Below are 15009 nucleotides of genomic sequence, written 5' to 3' on the forward strand. Positions count from 1 at the left end.
GAAAAGACCGGCAAGGTGTGTTGCCACAGCTTTGCCGGTCGCGCCACTCGCTCCACATCTGACAAGGCGCCCGAATGCGTCAGATGTTTCTTTGCTTCAAAACCACTTCGTCGTACACACTCCTCATACGGCCAGGCATGAGAGAGCAATGACCCATACATGATGGCTCAAAAGAGCCGGCCTTATATGAGATTTTTCACAATGCATGAACCAGGTTCAAATTGCCGGGTTAGGCCTGCTGCCTGTGAAGAAACTCTCCTAAGACGAACACCATCATTCTGGACCGACAGGGGCTTGTCAAACCCCCAAACGCCCAGAATTGGCCTTAATAATGGGGGTACCGTTGCCTCCATCGAAGGCGTCGATTTCCTCAATGAAGCGGTCGAACAGGTAACGGCTGTCGTGGGGACCGGGGCTGGCCTCGGGGTGGTACTGCACGCTGAACACCGGGTAGCGGCTGTGCGCCATGCCTTCCAGGGTGCCGTCGTTGAGGTTGACGTGGGTGGCGACGAAAGCGCCGCCTGGAATGCTTTCGAGGTCCACCGCGTAGCCGTGGTTCTGGCTGGTGATTTCCACGTTGCCGGTCAGCAGGTTCTTGACCGGCTGGTTGCCGCCCCGGTGCCCGAACTTCATCTTGAAGGTCTGACCGCCCGCCGCGAGGCCCAGAATCTGGTGGCCCAGGCAGATGCCGAACGTGGGCAGCAGGCCCATCATCTCCCACGCGGTCTTGTGGGCGTACTCCAGGGGGGCGGGGTCGCCGGGGCCGTTGCTGAGGAAGAGGCCGTGCGGTTGCAGCGCCATGATCTGCGCCGGGGTGGTATGCGCAGGCACCACGATGGGTTCGATGCCCACTTCGGCCAGCCGCTCGATGATGGTGTGCTTGATGCCGAAATCCATCAGCACCACGCGCTTGCCCTGGCGCAAGGTCGGAAAGGCGTAAGGAAGCGCGGTGGTGACTTCTTTGGTCATGTCGTGCCCGTCGATGTCCTGGTGGTCGCGGGCACGCTGGACGTAGATCTGCTCCTCGGCGGGGGTGAACTCGCCGTAAGCGTCCTCGGGGTGGGTGAAGCTGCGGTGGGCGATCACGCCCTTGACCACGCCGCCTGAACGCAAGCGCCGCACCAGGGCGCGGGTGTCGATGCCCTGAATGGACACGACGCCGTACTGCTGCATGAACGCTTCGAGCGACTGCTGCGCCCGGAAATTGGAGTATTCGCCGCTGAACTCGCGGGAAATGAAGCCGCGCACGTAGGGCTTGTTGCTTTCCATGTCGTAGATGGCGACGCCGTAGTTGCCGACATGGGGGTAGGTGATGGTCACGATCTGCCCGTTGTACGAGGGATCGGTCATGATTTCCTGGTAGCCGGTCATGGAGGTGTTGAACACCACTTCACCGACGGTCTCGCCCCGGTAGCCGAAAGCGTAGCCACGGTACACGGTGCCGTCTTCCAGAGCCAGGATGGCGCGTTCTTTGCGAATCATAGAGACCTCCATTCGCGCCTCACGGGACGCGGTTAATAGGGCTTGGACACAGGCGCGGCGCCGAAGAACGCACGCCGAGGGCAGATGGTACTGCGTTTGCGCCCACCGCACAGGCCCCTGCCCCACACGTACGTCTCAGGGCGTCAGCTCCCGGTACATGGCGATTTCGTTGCAGTTCTCGAAAAAAGCGCAACGCTGGCATTCGGACCACACCTTGGGGTGCAGGCTGGTCTTTTCGATGCGCCGGAAGCCGCACTTCTCGAAAAAACCCTGCTGGTAGGTCCAGGCGAACAGGGCGGGCAGATCGATGGCCCGCGCCTCGGCCTCACACGCCTCTACGAGCCGCTTGCCCAGGCCGCGCCCCTGCATGGCGGGGTGAATGGCGAGGCCGCGAACTTCGGCGAGGTCGGGTGCCAGCAGATGCAGGCCGCACACCCCCGCCAGGCCGCCGGGGTGTCCCTCATGCGCCCCGGCCAGCACCAGATGAAAGTCACGGATGGTTTCGGCCAGCAGGGTCTTGGAGCGCACCAGCATCAGCCCCCGGGCGGCCCAGTACCCGATGAGTTCGTGGATGGCGTCGATGTCCGACAGTCTGGCCTTGCGCTCGGACAGCGGCGCCTGCGGGTGAATGTCAGGAATGGCAATGGAATCGAGCGCGAGGAAGGTCACGGCGACCCTCCCCACGCCCGCAGGCCCAGACGCTCTACTGGGTCAGGTCGCGCATCCAGGTGCTGCCGCCGGGCCGCTCGCCCCGCGCCCGGTACGCCTGAATCTGCGGCGCGTCGGGGATGTCGCCCATGACCACCGCCAGCGGAATCTGGGTGAAGCCGAAAGATTCCCATTTGCCCCCCTTGGAAAACATGTAGATGGCCCGGTCGCCGCGCCCCCGCGCATACTCCACCGCGCTGATGACCAGTTGCCGCCCGAGGCCCAGCCCCCGCGCCGAGGGCGCCACCGCCGCGCCGCGCAGCAGGCTCACCCCGTCGCCATGTTCCAGGCCCACCGCACCGACCGCTTCGCCGTTGCGCTCCATGATCCAGTAGGTCGTGCCGCCTTCCAGCGTGGCGTCGGTGTCCAGTCCCGCTTCGGAAAATACGCGGGTCACGTTGGGCTTGTCCTGGGCAGTGGCGAGACGGGTGGTCAGGGTGGTATCGGACATGATGCTTCCCTCCTGTGGCAAGGACAGCGGCCCGTAAGCCGCGCCGTGCAGGTATGACGAATTGTGCTGTGGCCGCAGCATAGCGCAGCGGGCGCGCGACAGGAGGGCCTGTCTGCTCTTTTCCCCCCCAGTTCACCCCTGCGCCCCCACCTGAAGCAGCTCGCGTTTCCAGACCTGTTCTTCCTGAATCCAGCCCTTGCACATGCCGCTTTTGACCTGCGGGGCCTCGGGAATGGCCGCTTCGATTTCTGCCGCCGTGCTGGGCACGAAGCCGAAGCGTTTCCAGTAATCGCCTGCTTCCGAGGAAAACAGGTAGACGGTGTGGTCGCCGCGCAGCGACGCGTGCGTCAGGGCCGAGAGCACCAGCGCCCGCCCCAGGCCGTGGCTGCGGAACTCGGGCAGCACCGCCGTCGAGCGAATCAGCGACGCGCCGCGTCCATGTTCCAGACCGATGCAGCCGCCGGGGTGGCCGTCGAGAAAAGCAATCCAGTAGGTCGAACCTTCTGAGGTCACGCTGCTGGTGTATAGGCCGGACGCTTCCAGCAGCGCCGTGATGGTGGAAAAGTCGTCCGGGCCAGCCTGAAGAAGGCGGATGTGTTTGTCGGAGAGGGTCAAGGGGACTCCTTTGGGGCGGATGTGGCAGAAGGCAGAGGGCGGATGGCTTAACTTGGTCGTTCGCTGGCCTGGGCGACGGTTTTCAGGAAATACCGCAGGCCCGCACCTGCCGCCGCGTCCGTATTCCAGCGCGGAACGACGTGCAGGTGAACGTGCGGGATGTGCTGCCCGCCCGCCGGGTAGACATTCCAGCCCACCGTGTAGCCGTCGGGCCGAACGGTGGCGTCCAGATGGGCACGGACTTCGTGCAGCAGGGCGTGAACGGCGGCGGCTTCCTCGGGCGTCAGGTCGAAAACCGTTTCACAGGGCCGCCTGGTGACGATCACGCCGGAGTGAAGTAAGCCCTCGGCGTATTGCGGCTCAAGCTGGCTGTAGACGCAGAGGTCATTTTGCAAAGTGAAGCGTTGATTTTCGCCCCGCAGGCGGCCAGCCTTGTCGGGAATCAGTGGATTTTCCTGCGGCTGGGCGAGGTAATGCGCCCACTCCTGCTCGCGCTTTTGCAGCAGCGTGCCGCCCAGTTGGACTTCAAATTTCATGCGGTGCCTCCCAGACAGTTGATGTACGCGGCCGGAGCGGGAGCATCGGCGGGGGTGGCGGCGATGTGAAACTGATATTGGAAGGTGGAGGCGAGCGCCTCCGCCATCCGCTTTCAGCCTTCGGCCATCTGCCGCTTCGCCGCCTCAATCGCCTCTTTCACCCGCTCCGGCGCAGTACCCCCGTAGCTCTGGCGGCTGCGGACGCTTTCTTCCACGGTGAGTTTCTGCGCGACTTCGGCGGAAAGGAGTGGATGGGCCGAGCGCAACTCCTCGTCGGTCAGTTCCCAGAGTTGCCGACCAGAGCGGCTCGCCAGCCCCACCAGACCGCCCACGACCTCATGCGCCTCGCGGAAGGGCAGGCCGCCCCGCGCCAGGTAATCCGCGACATCGGTGGCGGTGCTGTAGCCCCGTGCCGCCGCTGCCTTCGTGACCTCAGCGTGCCAGACCGTTTTGGGCATCATCTCGGCGTACAGGCGCAGGACGATGCTCAGGGTGTCGTAGGAGTCGAACACGCCTTCCTTGTCCTCCTGCAAGTCCTTGTTGTAGGCCAGCGGCGTGCCCTTGACCACCGTCAAGAGGCCCATCAGGTTGCCGAAGACGCGCCCCGCCTTGCCGCGTGCGAGTTCGGACACGTCGGGGTTTTTCTTCTGCGGCATGATGCTGGAGCCGGTGGTGTGCGAGTCGGGCAGCGTGATGAAGCCGAACTCGAAGGTGGAATACAGAATCAGTTCTTCCGACAGGCGCGAGAGGTGCGCGGCGAGAATCGCGCAGGCGCTCAGAAATTCCAGCGCAAAGTCGCGGCTGCCCACCCCATCCAGGCTATTGGCGGTGGGCCGTGCAAAGCCCAGAGCGGAAGCAGTGGCATGTCTATCGAGCGGCCAGGGCGTGCCCGCCAGCGCCGACGACCCGAGCGGGCTTTCGTCCATGCGGGTGGCGGCGTCGCGGAAACGGCCCTCGTCGCGTTCCAGCATCGCCACATACGCCATGAACCAGTGCGAGAGCAGGATGGGCTGCGCGACTTGCAGGTGGGTGTAGCCGGGGAGAATGACTTCGTCCTGCAAATGCTTTTCGGCCTCGGCCAGCATCACGGCACGGAGCTGGCGGGTCAGGTCGGCCAAATCCAGCGCGGCTTCCTTGGTGAACAGGCGAAAATCCACCGCCACCTGGTCGTTTCTGGAACGGGCCGTGTGCAACTTGCCCGCCACCGGGCCAATCCGGTCACGCAGCGCGGCTTCCACGTTCATGTGGACATCCTCACGGTCGAGCCGCCACTCGAAATTTCCGGCGCGGATGTCGGCCAGCACGGCGTTCAGGCCGCCTTGAATCTGCGTCACTTCCTCGGCGGTCAGGATGCCCTGCTGGCCCAGCATCGCCACGTGCGCGAGCGAGCCGCGAATATCCTGCTCGGCCAATCTCTGGTCGAAGCCGACAGAAGCGTTGAACAGTTCCACGAGTTCGGCGGTGGCTTCCGCAAAGCGCCCGCCCCAGAGTTTTGTTTCCTGTTTTTGAGTCATGGTTGAGCCTCCTTGTGGGGCCGCGCCGCCGCAGGGGTGACGGCTTTCGCCAGCACCACGGGCCGCCCGTTCTTGCCGCTGCTGAAGGCGTAGGTTTCGTCCACGGGCCGGTAGCCCAGCCCCTCGTAGAAAGGCTGCACGCTCAGGTTCACCTGACTGACCGCCAGCAGCACCCGGCGAAAGCCTTCCCGCGCCGCCACACCTTCGACCTCGCCCACCAGATGCCGCGCCACGCCGTGCCCGCGCACTTGCGGCAAGGTCGCCAGCTTGTTCAGGGTCAGGGTGTGCGGGTCGTGCAGGTCGGGGCGAAATCCGACGCAGCCCACGGCCTCTCCCCCGCTGCTCAGCGCCAGAAAGCCGCCGGAGTGCGGCCCGCCGAACAGCGACTGCTCCAGGTCGGAAATGGTCGTCTGGTGCCACGCCGAGCGCGCGTCCATGCCCGCCCCCTGCATGACCGCCAGGAAAGCGGGCAGGTCGGCCGGGGTCACGCGGCGGTAAGCGAAGCCGTCGGGGTAATGGAACGTCCAGGTCATGCGGAGCCGCCCAGTGTCAAGCGCAGCTCAGGGGAAGCTGCCACCACTACACCCAGAAGCGCGTCCATGTTCCGGCCCCGTTGCCCGGCACTCAGCCAGGGCGTTCTGGCGCGGAGCAGCAGGCCGCGCTGCCCGGCAAAGATCAGGGCGGTGTCAGGCAGTGCAGGACAGATCTTCATGTGGCCTCCAACTTCAAAAGCATCTCCTGTGGATACGCCCGAAACCCCAGACTCTCGTAAAGCGGGCGGCTCATCCCGGTATGGGCCAGCGAGACGGTCCCGATGCCCCGCGCCCTGGCCTGAGCCAGTAATTCCCCGGTCAGCTGCCGCGCCAGCCCCTTCCGCCTGTGGTGTTCGTGCGTCCAGACGTTGACCAGCCGCGCCCGGATGGGGCTGGGATCATGGCGACCCGGCCCCCAGTTCAGCAGCACCAGGCCCGCGCCCGCCACGACCTCGAAATCCATTTCGGCCAGAAGGCCCAGATAATCGCCGCTGACCAGCGCTTCCCGCACCCACGTGGCATAGGCCGGTCGAGCCGCCGCATCTTCTCCGTCCGGATACCGATGCGCGGCGATGGCGTCGGCGTCCGCAGGAGTGGCGGGGCGCAGCAGCAAGGTCACTTCCCGGCTTTGGCCTCGACCCGCGCCTGCACGCGCATCCGCAGGGCGTTCAGCTTGATGAAGGCGCCCGCGTCGTGCTGGTTGTAGTCGCCGCCCGCCTCGAAGCTCACGAGGTCCTTGTCGTACAGGCTCTTCGGCGCCTTGCGGCCCACCACCGTCGCGTTGCCCTTGTACAGCTTCAGGCGGGCCGTGCCCGTGACCGACTGCGCCACATGGTCCATATAGACCTGCAAGGCTTCGCGCTCGGGGGCGAACCAGAAGCCGTTGTAGACGAGTTCGGCGTACTTCGGCCCCAGGGCGTCGCGCTGGTGCAGCACTTCGCGGTCCAGGGTCAGGCTTTCGACGGCGCGGCGGCCGTGGTACAGCAGCGTGCCGCCGGGGGTTTCGTACACGCCGCGCGACTTCATGCCCACGAAGCGGTTTTCCACGAGGTCGATGCGGCCCACGCCGTGCCGCCCGGCGATTTCGTTCGCCTTCGTCAGCAGCGCGGCGGGTGAGAGCTGCTCACCGTCAATCGCCACCGGGTCGCCGTTCACGTACTCGATTTCGACGTACTCGGCCTCGTTCGGCGCGTCCTCGGGGTTCACCGTCAGCTTGAACATGTGGGTGGGGGGCTCCTGCCAGGGGTCTTCCAGCGGGCCGCCCTCGTAGGAAATGTGCAGCATGTTGGCGTCCATGCTCCAGGGGTCTTTCTTGGTGGTGGGCACCGGAATGCCGTGCTCACGGGCAAAAGCCTCGAGGTCGGCGCGGCCCTGGAAATCCCAGTCGCGCCAGGGGGCCACCGTCACGATGTCGGGCTTGAGGGCATACGCGCTCATCTCGAAGCGCACCTGGTCGTTGCCCTTGCCGGTCGCGCCGTGCGAGATGGCGACTGCGCCTTCCTTCTCGGCAATCTCGACCATCTTCTTGGCAATCAGGGGCCGGGCGATGGACGTGCCCAGCAGGTAATAGCCCTCGTACAGCGCGGAGGAGCGCATCATCGGGAACACGTAGTCGCGCACGAATTCCTCGCGCAGGTCCAGCGCGTAGGCGGCCACCGCGCCGGTGTTGAGCGCCTTGACGCGGGCTTCTTCCACCTCGTCGCCCTGCCCGAGGTCGGCGGTGAAGCACACCACGTCGTAATTTTTCTCGGTCTGGAGCCACTTGAGGATGATGGAGGTGTCGAGGCCGCCGCTGTACGCCAGCACAATCTTTTCTTTACTCATGTCGGTATTCTCCCGCGTTTTCGTGAAGGCAACGCAAGCCCCCCAGACGTGAAACGTCCGCCCGTGTCCACAGAGGAACAGGCGGAGGCTTCAGCGTCGGGAGGTCAGGGTCTGCATATGCTGTATGACTATGCAATATCTCGCATAGCTATACACCCAGGGTAGCAGCGGACGCCGGGAGGGTCAACCGCAGGGCATAAAAACTCCCCGGCGCTCTGGGTATGGCCGGGGAAGGGAAGGCAAAGAACTTATACGGATTCCGATTGAATCTGGTCGTTTCAGATTCAATCCGACTTGCAAAGCTGCGCAGCAGAGCGGATGTGAGTAGGAAAAAATACGGATTCCGCGATATGGATGCACAGGCGGCGCTTTCCCGACTGTGCAGGAATTAAGCGGAATCCGTATTAGTTGGCGACGTTGAGGTTCACACCCACGCGGGCGCCGCCGCCGAAGGTCACGTTGGTGCTGCCGTTGCCGAAGCTGGCCTTGGGTCCGGCGTTGACTTCACCGAACACGCTCAGCGGCGAGCGGGTGTTGGAGCGCAGGCCCAGCAGGGCGTGGGGGTAGACCGTGACGTTGTTGCTGCCCCCCAGGCTGACCCCGGCGCCCAGGCCGAAGCCGTAGTAGGGCACCAGACCGCCGAAAGTGGTGGAAGAAGTGGAGGCGAAGTCGCGCAGCGAGGACACCTCACCGGCCACCGTCACCTGCTGCGAGAACAGGCCCAGCCCGGTCAGGCCGTAGCGGGTGGAAGACCCCGGCTGGTTGCTCTGGTAGTACACACCCGCGTCACTGCCGACAAACCCGCCGACCGAGGCCGCCTGCGCCGTCGGAGTCCCGAGAATCAGAGCCAGGGCCGCGCCTTGGAAAAGAGAAGTCTTCATAGCCCGGCACTCTAAATCTGTTCCGATGGGCCACATGTGAAGCGCTTGAGGAACATGGCAGGGGCGCGCCCAAAGGAGCAAGAAACAGCGCCGGAGACAGGCTCACGACGCCGTTGGTGAAGATGAAGCTCAGCGGATGCGGTAGCTCGCGCCCACGCGCAGCCCGAAGCCGGGGCCTACGCCGCTGGTCGAGTCGGAGCTGTAGGAGCTGCTGGCACCCACCGCGTAGACGTTGACGCCCGCCGAGGCTTCGGCGAACAGCGCCCAGCGGTCATTCAGGCCGAAGTTGGCGCCGCCCAGGACGTGGGGGTAGACCACGACGCCGCCGACGCTGGCTTGGCTGTTGCTGGCGAAAACGGTGCTCAGCCCCAGGCCCGCGCCGTAGTAGGGCTGCACGCCGGTGCCGTCGCCGTTCAGGGCGCGGGTGTGGCGCAGCCAGCCCACGTTGCCGGTCACGCCCACCACGCCGGTGCCTTCGAACACCCCGGCCACCGGCAGGCCCAGGCCCACGCGGAAGGCGTCGGTGGCGTTGGTGTCGCGCTCATACTGGGCACCGAGGAGGTAGAACCCGAAGCGCTCGGCGGCGCTGGCGGAAGAAAGGGCGGTGAGGGCAAGCAGTGAAAGGGCAAGCTTCTTCATGAGAGAAGTGTAGATGAATCGAGGTCAGAGAGGCTTAATGCAGCCCTCATGCCCTGAACATCCGATCAGGGTGCCCGGGAACCGCTGGGCCAGCGCAGGTACCAGCAGACCTGTGCATATCCATCCGCCCCCCTCCCCCCTCTACCTGTCATACTCATTGTCTGGAATGCCTAAGCGTACAGACCTCCAGACCATCCTGATTCTCGGCAGCGGCCCCATTCAGATCGGGCAGGCCGCCGAGTTCGATTATTCCGGCACGCAGGCGCTCAAGGCGCTGAAAAGCGAGGGCTACCGGGTGGTGCTGGTCAACTCGAACCCGGCGACCATCATGACCGACCCGGAACTGGCCGACGCGACGTATCTGGAGCCGCTGACGCCGGAGTTCGTGGAGAAGATCATCGAGAAGGAAAAGCCGGACGCGATTTTGCCCACGCTGGGTGGGCAGACGGCGCTGAACCTGGCGATGGAACTGCACGAGCGCGGCACGCTGGAAAAATACGGCGTGGAACTCATCGGCGCGGGCGTGGAGGCCATCAAGAAGGGCGAAGACCGCGAGCTGTTCCAGGCCGCCATGAAGAAGATCGGCGTGGAAACCGCACGCGGCAAGATGGTGCATTCGATGGAAGAAGCCGTGGAGTACCAGAAGGAAATCGGCCTGCCCATCGTCATCCGGCCCAGCTTTACCCTCGGCGGCACGGGCGGCGGCATCGCGCACACCTACGAGGAGTTCCTGGCGATTACGGAAGGCGGCCTGCGCGACAGCCCCGTGACGAGCGTGCTGCTCGAAGAAAGCATCCTGGGCTGGAAGGAATACGAGCTGGAAGTGATGCGCGACACGGCGGACACCGTCATCATCATCACCTCCATCGAGAACTTCGACCCGATGGGCGTCCACACCGGCGACTCCATCACGGTGGCCCCGGCCCAGACCCTCAGCGACGTGGAATACCAGCGCCTGCGCGACCAGAGCCTCGCCATCATCCGCGAAATCGGCGTGGCGACGGGCGGCAGCAACATTCAGTTTGCCGTGAACCCCGACAACGGGCGCGTGATCGTGATCGAGATGAACCCGCGCGTGAGCCGTTCCTCGGCGCTGGCGAGCAAGGCCACCGGCTTCCCGATTGCCAAGATCGCCGCGCTGCTGGCGGTGGGGTACCACCTCGACGAGCTGCCCAACGACATCACCCGCGTGACGCCCGCGAGCTTCGAGCCGAGCATCGACTACGTGGTGACCAAGATTCCGCGCTTCGCCTTCGAGAAGTTTCCGGGCACCTCCGACCACCTGGGCACGCAGATGCGCAGCGTGGGCGAGGTCATGGCGATTGGCCGCACCTTCAAGGAGTCGTTGCAAAAGGCGCTGCGCTCGACCGAGGGCGACATCCGGGGCGTGTACGCCGAGATGGACGAGGCCGGACTGCGGGCGCTGCTGTACCCCAACCCGCGCCGCATCGAGGCCGTGATCGAACTGCTGCGCCGGGGCGAGAGCGTGGAGAGCCTCTTCGACGCCACCAAGATCGACCGCTGGTTCCTCTCGCAGCTCAAGGAGATCATGGACGCCGAGAAGGAAATCCTCGACCTCGGCCCCATCGCGGAATGGAAGTACGAAATCTGGCGTGAAATCAAGCGGCTGGGCTTCAGTGACGCGAGAATCGGCGAGATCGTCGGCCAGGTCGCGCCGTCCGCTTCCGAGTCCGCCTCTGGAACACCACCAGAGTCAGCCTCTCCAGCTACCGACGCTCCCACAGGGGGCACTCGCTCCGCTCGGGATGGGCAAGCACCATCCACCCCGATGACCGAACTCGAAGTCCGCGCCCTCCGCAAAAAAGCCAAGGCCACGCCCGTCTACAAGACCGTGGACACCTGCGCCGCCGAGTTCGAGGCGCACACGCCGTACCACTACTCCACCTACGAGTGGGAAGACGAGGTGGCCCCCACCGACAAACCCAAAGTGGTGATCCTGGGCAGCGGCCCCAACCGCATCGGGCAGGGGGTGGAGTTCGATTACGCCACCGTTCACGCGGTCTGGGCGCTTCAGGAAGCGGGGTATGAGACCATCATGGTCAACTCCAACCCCGAGACGGTCAGCACCGACTACGACACCGCCGACCGCCTGTACTTCGAGCCGCTCACCTTCGAGGACGTGATGAACATCGTCGAGCACGAGAAGCCCGTGGGCGTGATCGTGCAACTCGGCGGGCAGACGCCGCTGAAACTGGCCCGCAAACTCGCGGATGCGGGTGCGCCCATCATCGGCACCAGCCCCGAGACCATCCACGAGGCCGAAGACCGCGCCTCCTTCAACGCTCTGTGCGAACGCCTGGGCCTGCCGCAGCCGAGGGGCAAAGTGGCGCAGACGCCCGCCCAGGCGCGGGAACTCGCCGCCGAACTCGGTTTCCCGCTGATGGCGCGGCCCAGCTACGTCCTCGGCGGGCGGGCCATGCGCACCGTGCGTAGCATGGACGAGCTGACCACCTATCTGGACGAGGTGTACGCCGCCGTGGAAGGGCAGCCCAGCATCCTCCTCGATCAGTTTCTGGAAGGCGCACTGGAACTGGACGTGGACACCCTCTGCGACGGGGAACGTGCGGTGGTCGCGGGCATCATGGAACACGTCGAAGCCGCCGGGGTGCACAGCGGGGACAGCGCGTGCGTCCTGCCGCCCGTGAACCTGTCGCCCGAACTCACCCAGCGCGTGAAGGCCGACACGGAACGCCTCGCGCTCGCCCTGGGCGTCAAGGGCCTGATGAACGTGCAGTGGGCCGTGAAGGACGGCGTGGCGTACATCCTGGAAGCGAACCCCCGCGCCAGCCGTACCGTGCCGTTCGTATCCAAGGCCGTGAACCACCCGCTCGCCAAGAGTGCCGCCCGCATTGCCGCCGGGCAAACGCTGGAGCAGATTGGCCTGCTGGAAACCCCCACGCCGCGCATGTACTCGGTGAAGGAAGTGCACCTGCCGTTCCTGAAGTTCAAGGACGTGCTGCCCGTGCTGGGGCCGGAAATGAAAAGCACCGGCGAAAGCATGGGCATCGACGCCGACCCGTACCTGGCGTTCTACCGGGCGCAACTCGGCGCGAAAAACTACCTGCCGCTGGAGGGAACCGCCCTGCTCATCGGGGACGGGCTGGACGACGTGGCCGGAATGCTGCAAGGAGCCGGATTGAAGGTCATCCGGGAGCAGAACGGCGAAGAGTTGCCTGACCTGCTGATCGACGTGACCGGCTCGGCGCTGCTGCGAACCGCCCTGGAACGCGGCGTGCCGATTGTCAGCACACGAGAAGGCGCGGAGTGGACGGCACGGGCGATTCAGGCCGCCGTGGGCGCGGAGCTGGGAGTGAAGGGATTGCAGGAGTGGGTTAACGCGAAATAGCTTTTAATCAGTTCATTCAGGCAAAGAGATTAGGGTTAAGCCCTTTAAGATCCAGCGCGATGTCTCTTTGCCTGAAACTGTGTCTATCTCAACCATTCTCACTAGTTGAGCTGAGTAGCTAGCATCAATAACAGCCCCACTTGCGTAATCGCCGTCATCTTCATTGAATTTTCCGGAATACACTTTCATTTCAGTATCCCTAATAGTGAAATGGTTGTTGGATTTGTCCAAACCTATTAAAGTGCCAATGACGGTAATTTTTTCTGCAATATCCTCTTGTAGGCGCGTAATATTTTCAAAAGCAACAACTGCTTGTTCATAGGTAACTCCGCTTCTGCCGCCCACAACGCCCGCCGCGCCAGAAAATTCAAATACTACATCTGCTCTGTAATCTTTCAAAGTAGACAGGAATCTTTTGTATCTCGCCGCAACACGTGGCCCCATCTGAGGCATAATAGCTTGAAGTTTCTGATAATCCCCGCTGTCAGCAATAATCTGCGCAGCTTTGTAAAATGCGTTGACAGTTAACGAATTATCGTAGAGGGTCGCCGTATCGTCGGCAGCAATCTCTACATCTAAGCTGCCACTGTTAAAAGCTACAACATACGTGTGTGTCTGGCCTAGAATTTCTCTACTGATACTTCCACGATATGTAGGTTGTCCCTCTACGGCTTGCCCTACTGCATCAAGTACAGCTTGAAACTCCACCAGTCCTTTACCAACTAGGTGAGTAGAGGCCTTGTGTCCTCGTACATCGCGCTCATCGAAGTGAAGATGACCAACCGTTGATCTCAGTTCAATTGCTCTGGCTACAATGTCTTCACTAGCAGGTCGGAGTTGGTCTGCTACCTCTAATGGCTCAATCTCAGCAAAGTCGCCAGGCAGTGGCAGTTTGTCGTCAGGGATACTAGCAGACTCTACCCATTCAAATGCTTCAACAGATCCCAACTTATTGTATCGGATGACCATTGAATGCTTCGTCTCGGAGTTTTTGAATATAGAATAGTAGTCCATTTCACCACGGACGACTTGTGAGTGCCTTAAAGGAGAAACGGGACAAAACAGCCACTCGTCAATAGTTGTAGATGAGGCTATCCAATTAGCGATAAAGATTTGGTCGGTGTCATTCTTGCACGAGAATAAAATTGGGAAATCATTGAATTCAAACACTGTAACGAGAGTTAAATTCCCAAGTGGCGTGTCTTTAGTTTGCATTGCCAACCACCTGATGAGTCGTAACGATCGTTGAAAATGGATCAAAATCTAGAGATACCCACCACGTATGGTGAGGATGGGTGGGGGCAGCGCCAGGTGGAGGAGTTCTGAGTAACGCCCCAGCAGCTCCATCCAGATTAAGCTCAACAACTCCTGCGGCTAGACCTCGCAACGCAGCCGATGATCGTATGGTCTTCCTAGCATGTCTAACTTCTGGATAAATCGACAAGCCTCTGGCTCGGCATGGATCAGGCCATACATGCTCTGGATCACGCTCATAATGTGATTGGAAATCAAATTGCGTGGGCGGTATCTCCATCACAACCCGGTAAAAGCGGCCAGCAGGAGCAATGCACTCTTCTGGTGGACATCCTTCCGGGTAGTGGGCAGGCCAAGCCATACTATTTAAGATACATATTTTTAGCCCAAGCCTCTGCTTTGGCGGGGCAGCAGGGGCAGGGGAAGCGGGCAGAGGAGGAAGGTGGGGGACGGGGTGGCCCGACTCCCCGCCCCTTTATAAGGCCAGGTGCAGGCGGATTCTGGCGTCCAGTTCGGTCATCAGCTCTTCAGGAACTTGCCCCAGGCGCTTGCCGATTCGGCTGACGGCAATGCAGGTGATGAGTTCCGTCTGGGCTTTGCTGTCCAGATTTAGACCGGTGCGCTCGGTGGGCAGCAGAAGCTGAAAGTCATATACGGTGTTCAGGTTGCTCGTGAGTGGAACCACCGTCAGGGCATCCGCTTTGGCGTTGGCGACGTTGTTGGTGATGACCACAGCGGGGCGTTTGAAGTCCGGCTCACCAGCGCGGGCTGGGCCGAAGTGCGTCAGGAAAATATCGCCGCGCCGGATGAGGCTTACAGCCATTCGCTGCCGTCACTGGGTTCAAGACCGTCAACGTTGCCTTCAAGGAACAGGGCGCGTTCCGGGTCGTTCTCGGCGGCCAGGGCGGCGTACTGCTCGGCCAGCAGTTTTTCTTGCAGCGCTCTCAGGCCAAGGGCGATGATTTCGCTTTTGCTGGTGCCTGTCTGCTTCTGGTACTCGTCAATGAAGGTGGCCAGGTTGGGCGGCAAGCTGGCGGTGATTCGTTGAGCATTACGGTATGTCATAAGTGCATACTATCTTGCATACAGGAGTGTCGTTGAGATTCCTCTTGACTCTGTGCTGTGTCTCTGTGGGGGTAGGGGCTGGGGCGCGATGATGGGTTCGGCCTTGCGGCCTGATGGGTGATGGAGGGGTTGCCCGCCCG

16 protein-coding genes and 1 riboswitch are annotated in these 15009 nt (G+C 62.7%); of the genes, 1 reads left to right on the forward strand and 15 read right to left on the reverse strand.

What is annotated here, in order from left to right; genetic code table 11:
• Positions 1-23: 23 nt before the first annotated feature.
• Positions 24-108, reverse strand: a riboswitch (cyclic di-GMP riboswitch).
• A gap of 189 nt (positions 109-297) precedes the next feature.
• The 12 genes from carA to G6R31_RS08660 all read right to left on the reverse strand — a co-directional run bounded on the left by carA (position 298) and on the right by G6R31_RS08660 (position 9183).
• Entirely contained in the window at positions 298-1482 is a 1185-nt protein-coding gene (gene carA / locus G6R31_RS08605; protein ID WP_017870145.1) for a glutamine-hydrolyzing carbamoyl-phosphate synthase small subunit, read from the reverse strand.
• Positions 1483-1617: 135 nt separating this feature from the next.
• Positions 1618-2151: an N-acetyltransferase gene (locus G6R31_RS08610; protein ID WP_017870144.1), complete on the reverse strand. Its 534-nt coding sequence runs from the start codon at positions 2149-2151 to the stop codon at positions 1618-1620.
• Positions 2152-2185: 34 nt separating this feature from the next.
• Positions 2186-2641, reverse strand: a complete 456-nt coding sequence (locus G6R31_RS08615; RefSeq protein ID WP_017870143.1) for a GNAT family N-acetyltransferase — start codon at positions 2639-2641, stop codon at positions 2186-2188.
• Positions 2642-2773: 132 nt separating this feature from the next.
• Positions 2774-3256 (reverse strand): GNAT family N-acetyltransferase, encoded by a 483-nt coding sequence (locus tag G6R31_RS08620; RefSeq protein ID WP_017870142.1) that lies wholly within the window; start codon positions 3254-3256, stop codon positions 2774-2776.
• A 47-nt stretch (positions 3257-3303) separates the two neighbouring features.
• Positions 3304-3792, reverse strand: a complete 489-nt coding sequence (locus tag G6R31_RS08625) for an HIT family protein (RefSeq protein ID WP_017870141.1) — start codon at positions 3790-3792, stop codon at positions 3304-3306.
• A 113-nt stretch (positions 3793-3905) separates the two neighbouring features.
• Complete coding sequence (gene argH, locus G6R31_RS08630; RefSeq protein WP_017870139.1) at positions 3906-5306, reverse strand: argininosuccinate lyase; 1401 nt, start codon at positions 5304-5306, stop codon at positions 3906-3908.
• Positions 5303-5839 carry a GNAT family N-acetyltransferase gene (locus G6R31_RS08635; RefSeq protein WP_017870138.1) on the reverse strand — a complete coding sequence of 179 codons (537 nt, stop codon included), beginning with the start codon at positions 5837-5839 and terminating at the stop codon, positions 5303-5305. The genes argH and G6R31_RS08635 overlap by 4 nt, the downstream gene beginning before the upstream one ends.
• Entirely contained in the window at positions 5836-6018 is a 183-nt protein-coding gene (locus tag G6R31_RS08640) for a hypothetical protein (RefSeq protein WP_017870137.1), read from the reverse strand. The genes G6R31_RS08635 and G6R31_RS08640 overlap by 4 nt, the downstream gene beginning before the upstream one ends.
• Positions 6015-6458, reverse strand: a complete 444-nt coding sequence (locus tag G6R31_RS08645) for a GNAT family N-acetyltransferase (RefSeq protein WP_017870136.1) — start codon at positions 6456-6458, stop codon at positions 6015-6017. The genes G6R31_RS08640 and G6R31_RS08645 overlap by 4 nt, the downstream gene beginning before the upstream one ends.
• Complete coding sequence (locus G6R31_RS08650) at positions 6455-7663, reverse strand: argininosuccinate synthase (RefSeq protein WP_017870135.1); 1209 nt, start codon at positions 7661-7663, stop codon at positions 6455-6457. Before G6R31_RS08650 ends, G6R31_RS08645 begins: the two co-directional genes overlap by 4 nt.
• A 404-nt stretch (positions 7664-8067) precedes the next feature.
• The gene (locus G6R31_RS08655) at positions 8068-8544 is read right to left on the reverse strand and encodes a hypothetical protein (protein ID WP_017870134.1); all 477 of its coding nucleotides are present in this window, start codon (positions 8542-8544) and stop codon (positions 8068-8070) included.
• A gap of 129 nt (positions 8545-8673) precedes the next feature.
• Positions 8674-9183 carry a hypothetical protein gene (locus G6R31_RS08660; RefSeq protein ID WP_017870133.1) on the reverse strand — a complete coding sequence of 170 codons (510 nt, stop codon included), beginning with the start codon at positions 9181-9183 and terminating at the stop codon, positions 8674-8676.
• Between the two features lie 166 nt (positions 9184-9349).
• On the opposite strand from G6R31_RS08660, the gene carB reads away from it, so the two are divergent.
• A complete protein-coding gene (carB, locus tag G6R31_RS08665) occupies positions 9350-12550 on the forward strand; it encodes a carbamoyl-phosphate synthase large subunit (protein ID WP_017870132.1) in 3201 nt (1066 codons plus the stop codon).
• A 12-nt stretch (positions 12551-12562) separates the two neighbouring features.
• On the opposite strand, the gene G6R31_RS08670 is transcribed toward carB, so the two are convergent.
• The 3 genes from G6R31_RS08670 to G6R31_RS08680 form a co-directional block, all read right to left on the reverse strand.
• Positions 12563-13765 (reverse strand): DUF6575 domain-containing protein, encoded by a 1203-nt coding sequence (locus tag G6R31_RS08670; protein ID WP_152423567.1) that lies wholly within the window; start codon positions 13763-13765, stop codon positions 12563-12565.
• Between the two features lie 514 nt (positions 13766-14279).
• On the reverse strand, positions 14280-14627 hold the full coding sequence (locus G6R31_RS08675; RefSeq protein WP_017870131.1) for a type II toxin-antitoxin system PemK/MazF family toxin: 348 nt from the start codon (positions 14625-14627) through the stop codon (positions 14280-14282).
• The gene (locus G6R31_RS08680) at positions 14618-14869 is read right to left on the reverse strand and encodes a ribbon-helix-helix domain-containing protein (protein ID WP_051056476.1); all 252 of its coding nucleotides are present in this window, start codon (positions 14867-14869) and stop codon (positions 14618-14620) included. The genes G6R31_RS08675 and G6R31_RS08680 overlap by 10 nt, the downstream gene beginning before the upstream one ends.
• Positions 14870-15009: the final 140 nt, after the last annotated feature.

The organism is Deinococcus wulumuqiensis R12, assembly GCF_011067105.1.
GTDB lineage: Bacteria > Deinococcota > Deinococci > Deinococcales > Deinococcaceae > Deinococcus > Deinococcus wulumuqiensis.

Coding starts and splice junctions, on each gene's coding strand:
- carA (WP_017870145.1), bottom strand. CDS start 1,482: ATGATTCGCAAAGAACGCGCCATCCTGGCTCTGGAAGACGGCACCGTG.
- G6R31_RS08615 (WP_017870143.1), bottom strand. CDS start 2,641: ATGTCCGATACCACCCTGACCACCCGTCTCGCCACTGCCCAGGACAAG.
- G6R31_RS08625 (WP_017870141.1), bottom strand. CDS start 3,792: ATGAAATTTGAAGTCCAACTGGGCGGCACGCTGCTGCAAAAGCGCGAG.
- argH (WP_017870139.1), bottom strand. CDS start 5,306: ATGACTCAAAAACAGGAAACAAAACTCTGGGGCGGGCGCTTTGCGGAA.
- G6R31_RS08635 (WP_017870138.1), bottom strand. CDS start 5,839: ATGACCTGGACGTTCCATTACCCCGACGGCTTCGCTTACCGCCGCGTG.
- G6R31_RS08640 (WP_017870137.1), bottom strand. CDS start 6,018: ATGAAGATCTGTCCTGCACTGCCTGACACCGCCCTGATCTTTGCCGGG.
- G6R31_RS08650 (WP_017870135.1), bottom strand. CDS start 7,663: ATGAGTAAAGAAAAGATTGTGCTGGCGTACAGCGGCGGCCTCGACACC.
- G6R31_RS08655 (WP_017870134.1), bottom strand. CDS start 8,544: ATGAAGACTTCTCTTTTCCAAGGCGCGGCCCTGGCTCTGATTCTCGGG.
- G6R31_RS08660 (WP_017870133.1), bottom strand. CDS start 9,183: ATGAAGAAGCTTGCCCTTTCACTGCTTGCCCTCACCGCCCTTTCTTCC.
- carB (WP_017870132.1), top strand. CDS start 9,350: ATGCCTAAGCGTACAGACCTCCAGACCATCCTGATTCTCGGCAGCGGC.
- G6R31_RS08670 (WP_152423567.1), bottom strand. CDS start 13,765: ATGCAAACTAAAGACACGCCACTTGGGAATTTAACTCTCGTTACAGTG.
- G6R31_RS08675 (WP_017870131.1), bottom strand. CDS start 14,627: ATGGCTGTAAGCCTCATCCGGCGCGGCGATATTTTCCTGACGCACTTC.
- G6R31_RS08680 (WP_051056476.1), bottom strand. CDS start 14,869: ATGACATACCGTAATGCTCAACGAATCACCGCCAGCTTGCCGCCCAAC.